This window comes from Sphingobacterium sp. Ag1, assembly GCF_000988325.1.
In the GTDB taxonomy this organism is placed as follows: domain Bacteria; phylum Bacteroidota; class Bacteroidia; order Sphingobacteriales; family Sphingobacteriaceae; genus Sphingobacterium.
In genome coordinates, this window is the sequence record NZ_LBGU01000026.1 from 1 (window position 1) to 18,445 (window position 18,445).

An 18,445-nucleotide genomic window follows, 5' to 3' on the forward strand; every position below is an offset into this window, starting at 1 on the left:
TCGTTCAGTGCTTGCTCAGTGTAGACTGAATATAGACTGACTTATTACTGTCTAAACATTGATTAAGAAATATTAATAGGCACTACCTGATATGCAGATGTTTCAATTTTAATTAGATCTTGATGATCTTATCCCTTAACAGGTAGTTAGGGCAATCGTCTTTTTCATACATGAACCGAATTGGAGCATCGGAAAGACTTTGCTGAAATCAAGGACATAAAAAAAGCGCCAATGTTCAATTGGCGCTTTTGATATCTCAATGATAGCTGCAATCAACTATGCTTGACCTTGTGGCGTTCCAAAAGGAAATGCAACTGTAGGATCACCACCTTGTTGAGGTTGTTCAGCAACACCTAAGTCCATTTTAATTGGGCCATTTAATGCTTCGAAACGGTTCACGTTATCAACCAATGCACCTAACAAGCGTTTTGCATGCTCTGGAGTCAAAACGATTCTTGATTTCACTTTTGCTTTTGGCACTCCTGGCATCACACGGATAAAGTCAACCACAAATTCAGTATTAGAGTGAGTGATAATCGCAAGATTTGAGTAGGTTCCTTCTGCTACTTCTTCTGTCAACTCGATGCTCAATTCGTTTTGATTTTGGTTATTTTCCATAATAATTCTAATGATAAGTTAATATATTCTTAAATTCTACTTTGTAAATTTTCTAAAATCTTGTCCGTTCTCAATATTCAATAATGTTTCGTAAATCAACCGGATCACGTTATCCACATCTTCCTTGTGCACCATCTCCACTGTTGTGTGCATATAACGGAGTGGTAAAGAAATCAACGCAGACGGTACACCACCATTGCTATAAGCAAATGCATCCGTATCAGTTCCTGTAAAACGAGAAGAAGCCTGACGCTGGAAAGGAATATTATTCTTTTCAGCAACCTTAACCAACAGTTTATTCAGATTAATCTGAACCGCTGGAGCATAGGACAATACCGGACCTTTCCCTGAAAATAGATCGCCCTGTGTGATCTTATTGATCATCGGTGTTTGCGTATCATGTGTCACATCAGTTACGATGGCGACATTCGGTTTGATACGATCTGCAATCATTTCGGCACCACGTAAACCAATCTCTTCTTGCACCGAATTTACGATATATAATCCAAATGGCAATTTCTTTTTATTCTCTTTTAGCAAACGAGCAACCTCAGCAATCATAAAACCACCGGCACGATTGTCCATAGCCCGCCCAACATAATAACGGTCGTTAAGGATAGAGAATGTATCTTCGTATGTAATGACACAACCGACATGTATTCCCAAGGCTTCAACCTCTTCTTTGGTACTACAGCCGCAGTCCAAAAAGATATTTTTCAGTGAAGGATTTTCTTCTTTCTCTCCCGAACGCGTATGAATTGCCGGCCAGCCGAATACAGCTTTGACAATGCCCTTTTCCGTATGAATATTCACGCGCTTAGACGGCGCAATCTGGTGATCCGAACCACCGTTACGAATCACATAGATCAATCCATCTTTGGTAATGTAATTGACAAACCAAGAAATCTCATCCGCATGAGCCTCTATAACGACCTTATACTCCGCTTTTGGATTGATTACCCCTACAGCTGTACCGTAGTTGTCAACGAATGTATCATCAACATAAGGCTTCAAATAATCCAACCACAGGCGCTGACCTTCCCACTCAAATCCTGTAGGAGAAGCATTATTGATATATTTCTCAAAAAATGAAAGCGAATCTTTCGTCACAACCGCGTCGTGCTTCGGCTCTTTTTTCTTGTTTTTTTCTGCCATCTTTTCCTTTTCTATTTACTTTCGTCAAAATATGAAAATTTCAATGAAATGCAAAAGTAAAAATGTTTTTTGAAATATTGTTTGCGCAATTTATTTTAGGTCATACGCTCCTCTTTTAGTAAAAAGGATCCGCAAAAGACAATATTTTGTTCACGATGAATGAATTAGATCCGCAGCCCAATGATATTCTGCTTAAAAACAAATTGTAGGAATAAAAAAATGAGATTAAAGCTTATCTTTACTTCAAAGTAATTTAAAAAGCTATAAAATTTATGAATTCAATATTAAGTGCAATACATTGGAATATTGACCCCGAAATGTTCAACTTTGGCGCTTTTGCCCTTCGCTATTATGCCTTATGCTGGTTGTTAGCGTTTTTTGTTTCATACGTAATCATGTTACGTATATTCAAAAAGGAAGGCCGCACACAAGAACAGTTGGATCAGCTTTCAATTTATATTTTTCTGGGCACTTTGATCGGAGCACGATTAGGACACTGCCTATTTTACGATTTTGACTATTACAAAGATCATATACTTGAAATCTTTCTTCCATTCAAATGGGATAAAACAGGATTTCATATCACTGGTTTTGCAGGTTTGGCTTCTCACGGTGGCGCCATTGGAATTATCCTCGCACTCTATTTATTCTGCAGGAAAACAAAAACTGATTTTCTGTGGCTAGCGGACCGATTGGTCGTTGTAGTCCCTATTGCCGGTGCACTTATCCGTATCGGAAATTTCTTCAATTCCGAAATTATTGGTACACCTACAGATCTACCCTGGGCTATCGTGTTCGAACGTGTAGACAATGTACCGCGCCACCCAGGGCAGCTTTATGAAGCAATCGCCTATATTTTGATCTTCATTATCATTGGCTCCCTATTCAAATCAAATCCCAATCGCCAAAAAGGCCAATTATTTGGCATATTCATGGTCCTATTATTTGGTGCACGCATGGTCTTGGAACATTTTAAAATTGACCAAGAACCTTTCGAGCAAAGTATGGCTTTAAATATGGGCCAATTACTGAGTATACCTTTTATTCTGGTAGGCTTCTACTTTATCTTCCGGAAAACCAAAGCTTAAAACAGGAGACATTGTTTTTGTTTGCAAATACAAGATTTTACAGGCATCTTTTCTACAAAAGATGCCTTGTTTTTTTTCTATACCTGCAAAGATTACTATATTAGGCTTCAATAAACAATATATCTTTTTACAACAAGAAACTTAAGCCTAAAATGAGTCTAACACAAGCTGCATCTGTCGAAGCAAATGAGAAGATGCTTCAATACAATGGTCAATATGGAGAATTTGGCGGATCTTACATCCCACCAGTATTGGAAGAGCAATTGAATAAACTGGCTGCTTTTTTCGATAGTCATGTCCAAAAAGAAGAATTCCAGAAAGAGTTTATTGCGATCTTAAAACATTATGTCGGTCGCCCCTCACCTTTATATTACGCGAAGAATTTAAGCGAATACGTAGGTTCCAAAATCTATTTAAAGCGGGAAGATTTAAACCATACAGGTTCCCACAAGATAAACAACTGTATCGGTCAAATTCTTTTGGCTAAACAAATGGGCGCTACAGAAATCATTGCCGAAACTGGCGCCGGTCAACATGGCGTTGCAACAGCAACAGCAGCAGCATTGTTAAACATCCCCTGTAAAGTATTTATGGGCGAAATCGATGCTGCGCGGCAGGCCCTGAACGTCAAACGCATGGAATTGTTGGGCGCCGAAGTTGTAACGACCAACTTAGGTAGCCGTACGTTAAAGGATGCCGTAGACGCGGCCTTGATGTATTACGTCGAAAATCCCACATCCTATTATCTGCTGGGATCGCATGTTGGCCCACATCCTTACCCAAAAATGGTCGGTTATTTTCAAAGCGTTATCGGTAAAGAAGCACGCCAGCAGATTCTTGATCAGGAAGGGCGCCTTCCCGACAGCATCTTTGCCTGTGTAGGTGGCGGGTCAAATGCGATTGGCTTATTTTCGGGTTTTCTCGATGATCATGCCGTCGAAATTCATGGTGGTGAAGGTGGTGGCACCGGGACTTATCCAAAAACAGCAGCGACACTTTCTTTTGGTAAACCAACTGTATTCCAGGGGACATTTTCATACTGTCTGGTCGATGATGAAGGTAATCCGATCCCCTCAACCTCGGTATCTGCAGGCCTTGATTACCCAGGGATATCGCCCCAACATGCCCAGCTAAAAGATAGCAATCGTGCAAACTATCATCCCGTGACTGACACCGAGGCGATTGATGCCTACAAGTTGCTTTCCCGACTGGAAGGTATTATTCCGGCCATTGAATCGTCTCATGCTGTTGCCCTTGCGGTTAAATTGCTCAAAGACAAAAACCAAGTCGCTATTGTGAACCTTTCGGGACGTGGCGACAAGGATGTTGACCGCGAATTCTAAGCCGCAAAATCAAAATACATGCATAGCCTGAGCGCCAAGCCTACGTTGGGCGCTCGGGCTAAACATTTTATCCATTAGCTAACGATCGCCAAGATGAAACGACCTAGAAAACGTCGAATAGTTTTAAAAACAGTCATCAGCCTCCTCGTCTTACTTTGCCTGGGCCTGATAGGTTATAATCTTTATCCCGAACCAACGTTGGATCGGCATGCGAAAGTGGACAAACTGATTGTCTATAAATCTAAAAGGACGCTATTGGCCTATAGCAAGGGAAAGCTCCTCAAATCATACCGTATTTCACTAGGCGGTCAACCTGTGGGCGACAAAGAATTTGAAGGTGATTTAAAAACACCCGAGGGTCTTTATACGATCAACGATAAAAATCCATATAGCGACTATCACAAAAACCTAGGTGTCTCCTACCCGAATGAACAAGATATCGCCCATGCCAAAAGTTTAGGAAAAGATGCCGGTGGCGACATCAAGATCCACGGACTCCGAAACGGACTAGGCTTTATCGGTAAATTGCAACGCCACATGGACTGGACTTTCGGTTGTATGGCACTCACAAACTCGGAAATTGACGAGCTTTTTGACGCTGTTCCAATAGGCACAGCTATTGAAATAAAGCCTTAATGAAAATAAATCCTTGACTGAACTAAACCTCTAGCATCTTGAGGGATTAAGGGCTGGCCAGCCATCCCATTACGATCATCCGCTAGGGATGTAGTTGTTCCGCCTTTTTTCCCACAGTTTCAAAATACTACAAGATAAACCTTAAATATTACAACCTCGTGTCTAATAAATTACCGATTTTTGAGTTTACATGAGTAACTTGTATTTAAAATAATTCCGATGGGACTTCGCAATGTGAGAAACATAAATACGAATGATCACCTTGTAGCCTACAGGCAATTGAAGAATGAAATACACGTGCAGAACAGCAACAGGATAGTCCATATGGACTTTAAAAAAATAAGCGAAGCATTCATAAATTCTATTGGATGCAGACACAAATCAGTAATAATTTAGATATGAAACTTGCAATAAAGAATATGGTGTGCAATAGATGCATAATGGTTGTTGAAAATGAATTGGCGAAGCTCAATCTCCATGTGAAGCATATTTCTTTGGGCCAGGTTGAGATTGAAGAAGAGCTGACCAAAACGGAGAGTAAACAACTTGCTTCAAATTTTTCGGCACTTGGATTTGAACTGATTGACGATAAAAGAACCGTCATCATCGAACAGGTAAAACATGTGGTGTTGGATCTCATCCGTAATCAACATAACGACACCAGCCTTAATCTTTCCGAAATCATCAGCACAAAAGTGCACCATGATTACAACTACATCTCCAATCTTTTTTCGGACGTTGAAGGCATCACCATCGAAAAATACTTCATCGGCCAGAAAATTGAATATGTCAAAGAGCTATTGGTGTACGACGAACTTACCCTAAGTGAAATTGCCTATAAACTCAATTACTCCAGTGTTGCCTATTTAAGCAATCAATTCAAAAAAGTAACCGGATTGACACCTAGTCACTTTAAACAGATCAAAGACAATAAACGCAAACCTCTGGATAAAATCAACGAGTAAAGGCGTGGAACGACAAAAAAAGCAAGCTACATAACAGCATCGGCTGCCAGGATTAGAAAACAGACAAAAAAGAAAAGGCTTCCGAGCGGAAGCCTTTCTTTTAAAATTGCCCTTTCAAATTAGCAACCCTTATCTTGAATATCTCTAATTCTTTTTGCTGTTGATTGATAAAAGAATTTTCCTCCAGTTTTCCGACCACAATATCACGTTCTTCATCATTGGCATAAACCATGTTTTTGAACTGATTTTTGTAGTCTTTGGCCCGGGATTTATAAATCTGTTCACCGATCCAGATCCGGTGCCCAAGCGCCTGATCCAACAAAGATACAATTTTATCTGTTGATAAAACCATACCTTCCAAATTTAAGACTTCGATTAAAGACAAGAGTGCATGTTCACGTTTATCCAAGGCATAGGATTTACTCTTATCGTGGTAGAACTCATGAATCTCGTCCCATGAATCTATTTTTGTTGATTTGACATCATCCAGGAAAGTGTGCAGGGCATTGCTTTCAATCAGCTGCCCGCCTATATTCTCCCAGTTTGTACGCGATCTACCCGACAAGGAGGCCATAATATCCTGCAGTGACAGACCTTCCTCGAGGGCATCCATCAGATGCAGTACGCCATAGTATTTTATAAACGAACGATATAAGTGATAAGCCTCACCAACCTTCTGAATAACAGTCGGCCTGCGTGAATTTTCGGCTCCTTGCAACACGATGGTCTGATCTTTTAGATCCATGTTGTTGGCAAGCAGTGCCCGGCCAGCAACAATACGTTGGTGCTCCTCCTGTCCTGCTGCAGCGTGGAGACTATCCGCCACGGCCAAAGCCAGCATATCCATCCCTGCAAACATTTCATTCACCGTATCCGGCGCCAACATATCGTATTCAAAATATTGATTTTTGAAATGTCTATTGTCCCGCGCCGCATACTTATTGGCATTCCGTACCAATGCATACATATTGTACATAAACCAATACCCCGGAATCAAGACCAGTTGATCATGTTGTACGTCATTGCTTACTAAGGTAAAAGGCAGCTTGATATCCAGTTCATGCAGAAAATCCCCTTTTACAATCAGGCAATACGATGCAAATCTGGAGTTATGTTTTAAGCTGACGCAGAGTCCGGGCCAAAAACCACGTCCCGCGATAATTTCACCATCCGCAGCTCTGGAGTTGTGATTGGATCCTACGGTTGCTCCTGCAGCCATATTACTTTGTCCCATCACCAATGCCGCACATAAAAACGAGTTGTTGTGGTGCTGTTCATGCGCTGGAAAAATCAAGGAATTTAACACTTCGCAACAGGAAATTGTCGAATTGTCCCCCAAATAAGAGTTGATCAAACGCGCACCATATTTCAATTGCGAATAGGAAGCCAAGATAAAGCGCACGGCTTTAACGCCGTAAAATATACGACAGCCATAGCCAATAATTCCATTCACGAGCTCACAGCCCTCACCGATCTGTGTATACGATTCCTGCGAAGAATTGACGGTTACATTTTTCAGCTTGCTGACCCCTTTGATATAAGCATCAGTCCCGATCTTGACATTCTTGATCGTCAACGTATTTTTGATGACGCAGCGGTCGCCAATCTGGCTGTAATAGCCGCGTTGAGTTCCGAATTTCTGATCCGTCAGTTCTCCAAATCGCCGCTGTAAGGCGTGATCATGCCGATTGCGGGTCCAAAGATATACATCTGCTGCCTGCATGCCGTCAAAGGGATAAACCGAGCGGGCACCATTTTCGTTGCAGAGCTCCAGCTCGATCCGTTTATCGGATTCTTCACCATCACGGAGAATACCATTACCGAATTTGGCTGTACTACCGGTCTCCATTTCCTTGATCTGGCTCAACAGCACCTCATTACCGACAATAAAGTAGGATAAGTAGCCCACATGGTGGACTGCAACATCGTCGCCAAAGTCCGAACTGATGATCGTCGAATGATATAGACCAATAGGCAGCTGCAGATTGCGGTAATCCAGGTAACTCGGACTCAAATTGCCGATACGGACTAGACCATAAAACTTACAGTGCTGCACCTGATTCGGATCAAAGACTGCCGATACTTTGACCTTGGTCCAGTCGCTGGACCAGTTACCGTTGTTAATCAATTGTTGAACCTCCGTTTCCGTCAGATCACGGTAGTCATTACGCGGGTTTTGCTGAAAGCGCAGGGTATATTCATCTTGTCCTGCTGGAATAAACTCATCTGGGATAAATCCATACCCCAGCTGTTCCAAAGGTTTCTTCTTCAATACACTCATAGGCCCCCTTACTCTACAGTTACCGACTTCGCCAGGTTACGTGGTTTGTCCACATCCAATCCGAGTTCTACACCAATATAATACGATAGCAGTTGCAATGGTACAACCGAAATCAATGGCGCTATGATCTCATCGGCCTCCGGAATTTCCATAAAATCATCCGATAGATTTTCAGAAACGGTATCCCCTTTGGTAACTACCGATATAATCTTTCCCTTACGTGCTTTGATCTCCTGAATATTTGAAACAATCTTCTCGTGATAAGCATCCTTTGTAGCAATAAAAACAACCGGCAAGTTCTCATCAACCAATGCGATCGGTCCATGTTTCATCTCTGCTGCAGGGTAACCTTCGGCATGGATATAGGAAATTTCCTTGAGTTTAAGCGCACCTTCCAGGGCAACCGGGAAATTATATCCCCTACCCAAGAAAAGAAAGTCGCGGGCATCTTTGTATTTTTTTGCAATGGTTTTGATTTTATCAACCTGCGTATCCAAAATCCACTCCACCTTTTCAGGCACTTCATTTAATTCCTTTGCGAGTTTTTGATAACGCTCTTCACTGATCGAGCCTCTCAAAGAAGCAATCTTTAAGGCAATCAGATTCAATACCGTCAACTGTGCTGTAAATGCTTTTGTACTTGCTACGCCGATTTCTGGTCCAGCATGGGTATAGGCACCTGCATCCGAAAGTCGGGCGATAGAAGATCCAACAACATTGACCACACCCAATATAATAGCACCCTGTTTTTTTGCATTTTCCAACGCAACCAATGTATCAGCCGTTTCTCCACTCTGGGAAATCGCCAGGATCACATCTCCCGGATGAATAACCGGATTACGGTAGCGGAATTCCGACGCATATTCAACTTCCACATTAATGCGGCACAATTCCTCAATAACATATTCTGCAATAAGCCCGGCATGCCAGCTGGTACCGCAGGCAACAATCACAATGCGATTGGTGTTGCTGATCTCATTGGCAAATTTTTCAATGCCGCTCAGTGTAATCTGATGAGATTGCAGATCCAGACGTCCACGCATGGAGTCAAAAATCGTTTGCGGTTGCTCAAAGATCTCTTTCAACATAAAGTGATCAAAGCCCCCTTTTTCAATAGCTGACAGTTCCAGATCCAATTTTTGGACATAAGGTGTGATGCGCTCATTACCCAGATTTTTAAGGATCAGCTCCTCCGGTGTGATAATGGCCAGTTCATAGTCATTGATGTAAACAACTTCTTTGGTATACGCTAACATCGGAGAAGCATCTGAACCCAAAAAATGCTCATTTTTACCGATACCGATCACCAAAGGACTTCCTTTACGTGCTGCAATAATACGATCCGGATGACCGGCCTCCAAAACGAGGATCACATAGGCCCCTACGACCCGTTTCAAAGCAATACGGATCGCTTCTTCTAACGAGCATTCATTCTGCAATTGAATTTCTTCGATAAAGTTGACCAGAACCTCTGTATCGGTATCACTTTTAAACGTATAACCTTTATTGATTAATTCTGATTTTAAGGAAGCATAGTTTTCGATGATGCCATTATGAATCATCGCGATGCGTCCGCTATTGGAATAATGCGGATGTGCATTCCGATCAGAAGGTTCACCATGGGTAGCCCAACGGGTGTGGCCTATCCCTGTGGTCGACTGTAGATCTTTTCCGTACACAAACTCTTCCAAGTTTGCGACTTTACCTGTTTTTTTGTAAACATCGATCTGTTCACCTTTATGCAATGCCACTCCAGCACTGTCATAACCACGGTATTCTAACTTTTGTAATCCGTCAATGACGATACCATACGCCTGACGATAACCTGTGTATCCTACAATTCCACACATGTATGTCTCAATTTTAAGTGTATATTTTGTTAATGCGCCGCAATGTAATAAAAAATATTTACGCAATCGATTGATTAACCTAAAATTAACACAAAAAAGGCGGCTAATGTTTTATTAGCCGCCTTTTTCTATTGTAAAATGTATTATTTTTTAATGTTCTGCCACGTCGACATGGTCATAATCTTCCTTCATCAAGGCTTCATAATTTGTCTTTTCTTTCTTTCCAAAACGACGTTGAAGACTGTCAAAAATGGAGTATACCACCGGTACAACAACCAAGGTTAAAAATAAAGAAGATAACAAACCACCAATGATAACGATCGCCAGACCTCTATTCATGTCGGCACCGTCTCCAGTAGCGATTGCAATAGGAATCATACCAAATACCATGGCGATTGTCGTCATCAAAATCGGACGAAGACGCGCGTGATTGGCTGCCACCAACGCATCGTGCGTGTTATCGCCAGCTTCCTTACGATGGTTGGCAAAGTCAACCAGCATGATCGCATTTTTGGCCACCAGACCAATCAACATGATGATACCCAAAATCGTAAAGATATTCAGCGTCTGATTTCCCAGCGCCAAGAACAATAGGGCTCCGATAAACGACAATGGAATCGAGAACAAGACCACAAATGGTGTGATAAAACTATCGTATAAAGCAACCATTACCAAGTATACTAGGATAATAGATGCCAATAAGGCAATACCCAAAGTACCAAATCCTTCGGTTTGGTTTTCCATATTACCACCCCAGATAAAGACGATTCCCGGTTTACGCGGTAGTTTTTCAAACTGTGCCTGCCACTCTTGTGCTACGGTACCCATTGGTCTACCGATTGCCTGTCCCTGAATGGATACTGCCGGCGACTTGTCGCGACGTTCCAACAACGTAGGTCCCGAACCAAAAGTTACATTGGCAAATTGATCCAGAGAAATAGAGGCACCCTGATTATTGATAAATTTCAGATCACGTACGTTGTCGATATTGGCACGACCATTTTCCGCATAGCGGATATTGATATCATACTCGTTATCACCCGCTCTGTATTTGTTATCCGTATTTCCTGAAAATGCCGTCTGCATTGTCATACCCACTGTAGAGACATTCAGTCCCAAAGAAGTCATTTTATCACGGTCGATCTTCACATTGATCTCGGGGTTACCCGCTTCAGAAGTCAATTTGACACCCGCAGCCCCAGGAATCTTACGTAATTGATCTGCCGCCTTCTCTGCAAATTCCTGCGCATCTTCGACAGAAGCACCGATAATGGTCAGCTTCAATGGTGCCTGTTCCGCTCCCATGATACCCACATTGACGGTTTTGATTTTAGCACCGATCAGTTTATTTTCCAGTTCACGCTTCAGCGTCGCTGAATACACTTGTGAGTTACCCTCAAAATTTTCCTTGTCGAGGATCACGTGGATCTCCGATTTATAACGCGAACCCGTTGTTGAAGCCATACCGTCCGAAGACTGCCCCACTGTCGTAATGATTTCTTTGACATCAGGTTTCGATTTAATATAAGCCTCCGCTTTTTGCGTCAACAAGTTGGTCTTCTCCAGGGAAGCATCTTTATCGAGTTCCAACTGGATGAAAAACTCCTTACGGTCGATACTCGGGAAGAAGTCCGAACCAATATACCCCATACCGACCAAAAAAAACGATGCAACAAGTAAACCGATTGCCAAAAACAACGTAGCCAATTTCGTACCGACGTTTTTTAAAGCCCAGGTCAACAATCCAGCAACCCAATGTGTAAAGCTGTTCAAACCGCTTTCAAAACCATGAATAATACGACCAAAGAAAGAAGTTTTGCTCAAGTGCTCCAATTTACCGAAACGCGAGTATAACCAAGGCACCACCGTAAATGACACTAATAAGGATAATAACGTCGAGATGATTACCGTCACACAGAATTGTGCCAAAATATTGGCCACCAAACCCGTAGACATCGCGATCGGCAGGAACACTACCACGATAACCAAGGTGATCGCCGTTACGGTAAATCCGATTTCCGAGGCACCATCATAGGCCGCACGCACCTTGTTTTTACCCATCTCCATGTGGCGGTGAATATTCTCGATAACAACGATCGCATCATCCACAAGAATACCGACTACCAGGGATAAACCGAGTAAAGACATCAAGTTTAAGGTATAGCCCATCAAAAGCAAGCCAATGAAGGTAGCAATCAAAGATAAAGGAATCGCCACCATGGTAATCGCCGCATTACGTAAACTTTGTAAGAAGAACAACATGATAAAGCCCACCAATGCAATCGCAATCATTAAGTCATGGATCACGTTATCGGCTGCATTCAAGGTAAATTCTGAAGAGTCATTGGCCACCAGAATTTTAATATTCTGTGCCGCATAATCCTTCTCTACACCCGAAATTACTTTTCCGTCTTTATCGTGTACCGCAATGGTTTTCTTGACCGCTTCAGACACCGCTACGGCATTTGCATCAGACTGTTTAAAGACCTGCAATAAGATTGTATTCTGACGGTCCAGGCGAGCTACTTTTTCAATCTCTTTAATACCATCCCGCACATCGGCGATATCGCGCAGATAAATCTGCACTCCTGCCGGTGTTGTGATCGGGAGGTTACGCAGCTCCTCGATCGAAGTCACTTTACCCGAAAGACGGATGGTTGTACGGTTATCACGAGTACTGACGTTACCTGTCGGGAAATCGAGATTGGATGCCGCTACAATTTGCTGTACCTGCGAAATTGTCAGTCCATAACCTTCAATTTTCTTCGGGTCTACAGAGATCTGGATTTCACGTTCCTCACCTCCGATCAGGTCCACTTTGGCAACACCATTGATCCGCGCAAAGACCGGCTGGATTTTATTGTCCAAAAGATCGTAGAGTTCTTTCTCCGATAAGTTGGAGGTGACGGCCAAACTCATGATGGCCACATCATCCAGGGAAAATTTGGAGAGTGAAGGTGTCTTTACATCATCCGGCAGATCGTTGATCACGGCATTTATTTTCCGTTGAGCATCCGTAAGCAGGAAGTTGACATCCGCACCGTTGTTGAGGGTAATCATGACAATCGATACCCCTTCCAGGGAAGTCGACTCCACCTTTTTGATACTTTCCAAGGATGAAATAGCATCCTCTATTTTTTTGGTCACCGAACTCTCCACCTCTGCGGGCGAAGCTCCCGGATAGACCGTTTGTACCGTAATGACGTTAATTTCAAATTTAGGGACCAATTCATAGCCCAATCGCGTATAAGAAAACAACCCGCCTAATGTCAGTATTATAAATAATACGATAATTATACTGGGGCGTTTTATCGATATTTCGGTAATTTTCATTCGAATAATTTATTTTTAATAGCTATGCAACCGAGGTTCCATCTGCTACCGATTACAGTATGCTCTATTTAATAATCTCTACAGGGCTTTGGTCAAATAGATTGATCTGACCCGAAACAATCACCTGATCCCCATTTTGCAAACCACCTAAGATCTCGATGTAATCACCAAAGTTTCTACCCGATTTGACGTTTGTTTCGATGGCTTTACCGTTTTTCAGCACAAAGATCTTGTTGTCGCTCACACTACCCACAAAGGCATTACGAGGTACGATCAACGTATTGCTGGCAACACCTTCACCGAAGATGGCTGTACCGTACATACCCGCACGCAATTGGTTCGATGCATTATTTACCTCGATTTCCACCGGGAAGTTTAAGCTACCATCCGATTTAGGAGCAATAAAAGTTACTTTACCTGTAAAGCGTTGGTCTGCATATACACTCGCTGTCACATCAACAGATTGACCGATCCTTAAGGTAGCCACATTCTTTTCGTCTACATTGACACGCAATTTCAAGGTGGCGACATTGACAATATCGAAGGCTGCAGCGCCCACATTTAGGTAAGTACCCGGTTCGATTTTACGTGCATTGACGATACCCGATACCGACGTTTTGATGGTCACATCGCCAGCATTCAATTTGGACGCTTTTAAGTTATTTTTCGCATTCTCAAATTGCAATTTCACCTGGTCTAACTGTTGTTTGGTTACACCACCAGTAGAGAAGGCACTTTCAAAGCGATGCAGATCGGCCTGCGCATTGGTAAATGCAGCCTGCGCATTCGCTACGTTCACATTCAGTTTATCGCCCTCGATGATCGCCAAAGTCTGACCGGCGCTTACATGAGAACCTTCATCAACCAATACTTTCACCACTCTACCTGCAGTCTCAGCCGAAACAGTTACTTCTTGTTTCGGAGAAAATGTTCCGTTAACCGTATAGCGTAAGTCCATGGAAGATACTTTTGCCGTATCGATACGCACTGCAATAGCCACATTTTTCTTTGCTACCTCTGCCGTTTCGGCCTCATTTTTCTTTTTATTTTTATTTAACACAAAAAATATTCCTGCTAGACCAGCAGCAATAATAAGTAAGGTAATAATTCCGCGTTTCATATTGTATTAGTCAATTATTCTTTAATTAGTGATTTTAATTCGCCATTTGCCTTAATAATCTGAACTTCGGCTACTTTATAGTTCAACAGACTCGTATTTAGATTATTTTCTGCATCTGCTAGTGCTTTTTCAGCATCAAGTAATTCTGTTAAAGTTGCTAAACCATTGTTAAAATTGTTTTTTGTATCATCTAGCACACCCTTGGCCAATTTAACATTCCGGCGATTATTGTCGATCGTCAACAAGCTGATCTTAATCTGTGACTTGGCATTTTCTTTCGCCAGATTAAGGCCCAATTTGGTATCCTCAAGATCAACCTGTGCTTGTCTAATCTGAATATCGGCCTGGTTGATTCTTGCTTTTGTTGTCCCTCCGGTGAAGATTGGCACCGAAAGATTTAAACCTATGCTCGAGGTCTTTGGCCAGCTAAAATCGCCACCAATTGGAAAGCCTTTACCAAATCCGTTAAAACCAAAATCTCCACCTAAGGATAATTTAGGATATAGGTCGGCGACTTTCGATTTTTTGTTCAGTTCGTAAAGTTCAATTTGCTTCTTCATCAACTGCACTTCGGTTCTATTTTCTACATTATCCGATTCCACGGCCAACGCGGCATTGATATCAAACGTCTCTTCCGATAATTCGATATCTTCCTCGATCGGCTTCCCGATTGCGAATTTCAATGCATTTTCTTTGATCTGTACAGCGTTGGTGGTTTGTTGTTTTTGTGCCTCTAGGTTATTCACATTGACCACCAGGCGGTCTAAATCTATTTTTTTTGCAAGCCCAGCTTTCACAAGTCCTTCCGTCACATCTTTCGTTTTTGTGGTACTTTGCAAGTTATTTTCTATCGTTTGAAGTTTCAGATGTTCCTGGTAGATATCATAATAAGCATTTGCCACTTTTTCGATTACTTGTTCATCAGTTAACTGCGCATTTATTTGGTAAAACTCTTTTGTTGTCTTAGCAGCTTTCAAGCCTGTAAAGATCGATTGATTAAAAAGCTGCTGATTTAAGGAAATGGCCGCTGTTGAATTCCAAGGTTGTCCCATTTTAATCTTTTGAGTCTGACCACCGGCTTCCAATACCATTTCTGGAATCAACACATTGTATTTTAAGGAACCATTTGCTGTAATTTGTGGCAACGCGCTACCCCTAACCTCATCAATCTGGTATTGCGAGTTTTCGAGATCTAACTTTGCCTTTTTAGCTTCCTTCTTGTTCTGCAATGCAAATTTAATGGCATCACTTAAGCTCAATTGTTGCTGTGCATGACTTTGGAAAACCATCGTACCTAATAAAAGGCTGGCTAGTATTCTGATTGTTTTCATTCCTAATTTATTTATCCTAATTTTATATCTACTTTTTATTTATACCATTAAAAAAGAGCTTGGTAGCCAGCTTTTGCTTTTGCAGCACTTCATCAAAACGATCCTGATTCGGAATTCCCGAAATGATATCGGAGATATTGCACATCAGGGATAAGCTCTTCATCAGTTCCACATAGATTTCGGCCGTTTCATATAAATGCTCCCCATCGATTTCACCTTTTTCGGCACCGATCTGAAGGATCTCAAACAAGGCTTTCACATCGCGGTCGTGCAGACATTGAAAAAAATCCTGCATGGAAAGTCCCTTGATCCATTCGAGATTTTCGTTCATGTGCAACATATAGTATTTCCGGACAAATGCATCGCGCAGTTCCAGAATTTTAATGATCAGCTCGTAGGTGGTGCCCACGTGCACAGCCACCATCTTCTCCTCCTCTTCCCTATATTCATCCGTCAAACGCACAATCACATCCCGTATAAGTGCATTCTTTTCCGAATAATAGTAATACAAATTCGCTTTGGTAATTTTTATATCCTCCGCAATTTCATTCATTGTCGTCTTACTGAAACCGTAATGCATAAAGCGTCTTATCGCCGCATGAATGATTTGATCTTTTCTATCTTCCATTCTTCAAAAAACTCCTTTCTACTTTCTGACTTTTATCAAAAATTGTTCAAAAATATAAAAAGTAACATGTTGGGCAAAATAAATTTTGAAATTGTAATAATTTTGATATTAACCTGACAACAAAACCTTCATGACTTCGCAGACACCAGCAGCAATGAAAGCAAACTGAAGGTTCTTTCTGGCCAATAAGATCAGACACTTTCAGAAAAAAAAAGGCAAACTCGAAAGTTTGCCTTTTATTATACGAACAGATCTATTAGAATGCGACCGTGTTCTGAAAATGTTTTAAAAACTTTCGTTTATCCAATTTATAGAGCCTTGCTGCACGATAGGCTACTCCAGTCTGCACTTCGTCGAGCTCTTTTAGAAAGCCATAATTCTGCATTTTCTTTCTAAAATTGCGTTTATCGAGTGGTTTATTCAAAATTCCCTCATATACCAATTGTAACTGGGTGAGGGTAAATTTTTCAGGTAACAGCTCAAAAGCAATCGGCTTATACGCAAGGCGGCGTTGCAATCTTTCCAGACAGAGGTCCAAAATCTGCTTATGGTCAAAGGCCAGTTCAGGTACATTCCGAACTGGGAACCATTTTGCCTGCTTCATATAGTTTGTAACAGGTTTGGTTTTCAATTTGGTATTATCCAGCTGCACGAGGGCGTAATAAGCCACCGTCAGAATACGTCCCTTTGGATGCCTTTTTAAACCGGCAAAGGAATGCAGCTGATCCATAAATACATCTTTCAAACCTGTATTCTCATACAAAATTCGTTTTACGGCATCTTCCATCTCTTCGTCATTATCCACGAAAAAACCTGGCAATGCCCACCAATCCTTAAAAGGATATTCATTTCTTTCGGCCAAAAGAACTTTTAATTCTCCTTCGTGAAAGCCTAATATGACACAGTCAACGGTAAAATTACTATACAAAACTTCTAAATTTATTTATGTGCAATATACTGAGCTAAATTTAGCGGTTACTAATCATCGGGTTATCTGTAACAATTATACGCTTCCTAAACGTGATGCGCAAAAAAATATTGAAAAATTTATTCAAAGTGTAGAATATACACTATAAAAATCTTATATTCGTAAAACCTAAAATATAGCGTGTGATAAAAGAAATTAAAAAAATAGGTGTATTGACGTCGGGAGGTGATGCTCCTGGTATGAATGCCTGTATTCGTGCTGTCGTTCGAACAGCATTGCATAAAGGATTACAAGTAACGGGTATTTATCAAGGATACCAAGGTTTGATCGACGCAAATTTTATCGAAATGGATACGCGTTCGGTCAGCAATATTATACAACGTGGTGGTACGATATTAAAAACAGCACGTTGCATGGAGTTCAAGACGCCGGAAGGCCGTCGAAAAGGCTATGACAACCTGATCGCTGCCGGCGTGGATGCCTTTGTGGTCATTGGTGGTGACGGTACCTTTACAGGTGCTAACTTCTTCTCCAAAGAATTTGAAATACCTATTATAGGTATACCAGGCACGATAGACAACGACCTTTACGGTTCTGATTATACGATTGGCTACGATACAGCCAACAATACTGTCATCGAAGCGATTGATAAAATCAGAGACACGGCGGCGTCACATGAACGTCTTTTCTTTGTTGAAGTAATGGGCCGGGATTCAGGTTGTATCGCTTTAAATGCAGGCATCGCCGGTGGAGCCGAAGCCATTTTACTCCCAGAGAAAGAAACGGCCATTGACGACCTAATCCGTCATCTGGAAGACGGTGCCATCAAAAAGAAATCATCGTCTATTGTTATTGTTGCAGAGGGCGATCAAAATGGTGGTGCTTATTATGTCGCAAAAAAAGTAAAAGAAAAGTTTGATCATTACGACACGAAAGTTAGTATATTAGGGCATTTGCAACGGGGTGGTGCTCCAACGAGTTTCGACCGCGTGCTTGCGAGTAGATTGGGCTTTGCTGCTGTCAATGAATTATTGGCCGGAAATACACGCGTTACTGTTGGGCTCCGTGGTAATGAAATCAAGACAACTCCAATTGAAGAAGCAATCAGCAATAAGGAAATTAAACTTAGCCCTGATTTATTGGAGATGGCTGAGATTTTATAATCATAA

General features: G+C 41.6%; 14 protein-coding genes. 5 read left to right on the forward strand and 9 right to left on the reverse strand.

From position 1 onward, the window contains the following. Positions 1 to 276: 276 nt before the first annotated feature. Together AAW12_RS04685 and AAW12_RS04690 are read right to left on the reverse strand one after the other, a co-directional pair. Positions 277 to 618: a DUF3467 domain-containing protein gene (locus AAW12_RS04685; protein WP_046672455.1), complete on the reverse strand. Its 342-nt coding sequence runs from the start codon at positions 616 to 618 to the stop codon at positions 277 to 279. Positions 619 to 654: 36 nt separating this feature from the next. After that, complete coding sequence (locus AAW12_RS04690; protein ID WP_046672456.1) at positions 655 to 1,773, reverse strand: M42 family metallopeptidase; 1,119 nt, start codon at positions 1,771 to 1,773, stop codon at positions 655 to 657. A 272-nt stretch (positions 1,774 to 2,045) separates the two neighbouring features. Here AAW12_RS04690 and lgt point away from each other — a divergent pair, with 272 nt between their 5' ends. The 4 genes from lgt to AAW12_RS04710 all read left to right on the forward strand — a co-directional run bounded on the left by lgt (position 2,046) and on the right by AAW12_RS04710 (position 5,805). Then, on the forward strand, positions 2,046 to 2,861 hold the full coding sequence (gene lgt / locus AAW12_RS04695) for a prolipoprotein diacylglyceryl transferase (RefSeq protein WP_046672457.1): 816 nt from the start codon (positions 2,046 to 2,048) through the stop codon (positions 2,859 to 2,861). Positions 2,862 to 3,013: 152 nt separating this feature from the next. Further along, on the forward strand, positions 3,014 to 4,204 hold the full coding sequence (trpB, locus tag AAW12_RS04700) for a tryptophan synthase subunit beta (protein WP_231585208.1): 1,191 nt from the start codon (positions 3,014 to 3,016) through the stop codon (positions 4,202 to 4,204). Positions 4,205 to 4,297: 93 nt separating this feature from the next. Beyond that, the gene (locus AAW12_RS04705) at positions 4,298 to 4,840 is read left to right on the forward strand and encodes a murein L,D-transpeptidase family protein (RefSeq protein ID WP_046672458.1); all 543 of its coding nucleotides are present in this window, start codon (positions 4,298 to 4,300) and stop codon (positions 4,838 to 4,840) included. A 398-nt stretch (positions 4,841 to 5,238) separates the two neighbouring features. Beyond that, positions 5,239 to 5,805, forward strand: a complete 567-nt coding sequence (locus AAW12_RS04710; protein WP_046672545.1) for a helix-turn-helix domain-containing protein — start codon at positions 5,239 to 5,241, stop codon at positions 5,803 to 5,805. A gap of 100 nt (positions 5,806 to 5,905) precedes the next feature. On the opposite strand, the gene AAW12_RS04715 is transcribed toward AAW12_RS04710, so the two are convergent. The 7 genes from AAW12_RS04715 to AAW12_RS04745 form a co-directional block, all read right to left on the reverse strand. After that, positions 5,906 to 8,086: a DUF4954 family protein gene (locus AAW12_RS04715; protein ID WP_046672459.1), complete on the reverse strand. Its 2,181-nt coding sequence runs from the start codon at positions 8,084 to 8,086 to the stop codon at positions 5,906 to 5,908. Between the two features lie 8 nt (positions 8,087 to 8,094). Continuing rightward, positions 8,095 to 9,936, reverse strand: coding sequence for a glutamine--fructose-6-phosphate transaminase (isomerizing) (glmS, locus tag AAW12_RS04720; protein ID WP_046672460.1), 1,842 nt, complete (start codon positions 9,934 to 9,936; stop codon positions 8,095 to 8,097). Between the two features lie 150 nt (positions 9,937 to 10,086). Continuing rightward, the gene (locus AAW12_RS04725; RefSeq protein WP_046672461.1) at positions 10,087 to 13,269 is read right to left on the reverse strand and encodes an efflux RND transporter permease subunit; all 3,183 of its coding nucleotides are present in this window, start codon (positions 13,267 to 13,269) and stop codon (positions 10,087 to 10,089) included. Between the two features lie 64 nt (positions 13,270 to 13,333). Next, positions 13,334 to 14,389 carry an efflux RND transporter periplasmic adaptor subunit gene (locus tag AAW12_RS04730; protein ID WP_046672462.1) on the reverse strand — a complete coding sequence of 352 codons (1,056 nt, stop codon included), beginning with the start codon at positions 14,387 to 14,389 and terminating at the stop codon, positions 13,334 to 13,336. 14 nt (positions 14,390 to 14,403) lie between these two features. Beyond that, the gene (locus tag AAW12_RS04735; protein WP_046672463.1) at positions 14,404 to 15,720 is read right to left on the reverse strand and encodes a TolC family protein; all 1,317 of its coding nucleotides are present in this window, start codon (positions 15,718 to 15,720) and stop codon (positions 14,404 to 14,406) included. Between the two features lie 28 nt (positions 15,721 to 15,748). Continuing rightward, positions 15,749 to 16,348 carry a TetR/AcrR family transcriptional regulator gene (locus AAW12_RS04740; protein ID WP_046672464.1) on the reverse strand — a complete coding sequence of 200 codons (600 nt, stop codon included), beginning with the start codon at positions 16,346 to 16,348 and terminating at the stop codon, positions 15,749 to 15,751. 256 nt (positions 16,349 to 16,604) lie between these two features. Beyond that, on the reverse strand, positions 16,605 to 17,276 hold the full coding sequence (locus AAW12_RS04745) for an NUDIX hydrolase (protein ID WP_075992906.1): 672 nt from the start codon (positions 17,274 to 17,276) through the stop codon (positions 16,605 to 16,607). Between the two features lie 182 nt (positions 17,277 to 17,458). Between AAW12_RS04745 and pfkA the strand changes: the two genes are divergently transcribed. Continuing rightward, positions 17,459 to 18,439: a 6-phosphofructokinase gene (pfkA, locus tag AAW12_RS04750; protein ID WP_156167537.1), complete on the forward strand. Its 981-nt coding sequence runs from the start codon at positions 17,459 to 17,461 to the stop codon at positions 18,437 to 18,439. Positions 18,440 to 18,445 lie beyond the last annotated feature (6 nt).

What these genes read in the sequence shown, in the direction of transcription:
- AAW12_RS04685 (WP_046672455.1), bottom strand. Translation starts at nt 618, where the DNA reads ATGGAAAATAACCAAAATCAAAACGAATTGAGCATCGAGTTGACAGAA.
- AAW12_RS04690 (WP_046672456.1), bottom strand. Translation starts at nt 1,773, where the DNA reads ATGGCAGAAAAAAACAAGAAAAAAGAGCCGAAGCACGACGCGGTTGTG.
- lgt (WP_046672457.1), top strand. Translation starts at nt 2,046, where the DNA reads ATGAATTCAATATTAAGTGCAATACATTGGAATATTGACCCCGAAATG.
- trpB (WP_231585208.1), top strand. Translation starts at nt 3,014, where the DNA reads ATGAGTCTAACACAAGCTGCATCTGTCGAAGCAAATGAGAAGATGCTT.
- AAW12_RS04705 (WP_046672458.1), top strand. Translation starts at nt 4,298, where the DNA reads ATGAAACGACCTAGAAAACGTCGAATAGTTTTAAAAACAGTCATCAGC.
- AAW12_RS04710 (WP_046672545.1), top strand. Translation starts at nt 5,239, where the DNA reads ATGAAACTTGCAATAAAGAATATGGTGTGCAATAGATGCATAATGGTT.
- AAW12_RS04715 (WP_046672459.1), bottom strand. Translation starts at nt 8,086, where the DNA reads ATGAGTGTATTGAAGAAGAAACCTTTGGAACAGCTGGGGTATGGATTT.
- glmS (WP_046672460.1), bottom strand. Translation starts at nt 9,936, where the DNA reads ATGTGTGGAATTGTAGGATACACAGGTTATCGTCAGGCGTATGGTATC.
- AAW12_RS04725 (WP_046672461.1), bottom strand. Translation starts at nt 13,269, where the DNA reads ATGAAAATTACCGAAATATCGATAAAACGCCCCAGTATAATTATCGTA.
- AAW12_RS04730 (WP_046672462.1), bottom strand. Translation starts at nt 14,389, where the DNA reads ATGAAACGCGGAATTATTACCTTACTTATTATTGCTGCTGGTCTAGCA.
- AAW12_RS04735 (WP_046672463.1), bottom strand. Translation starts at nt 15,720, where the DNA reads ATGAAAACAATCAGAATACTAGCCAGCCTTTTATTAGGTACGATGGTT.
- AAW12_RS04740 (WP_046672464.1), bottom strand. Translation starts at nt 16,348, where the DNA reads ATGGAAGATAGAAAAGATCAAATCATTCATGCGGCGATAAGACGCTTT.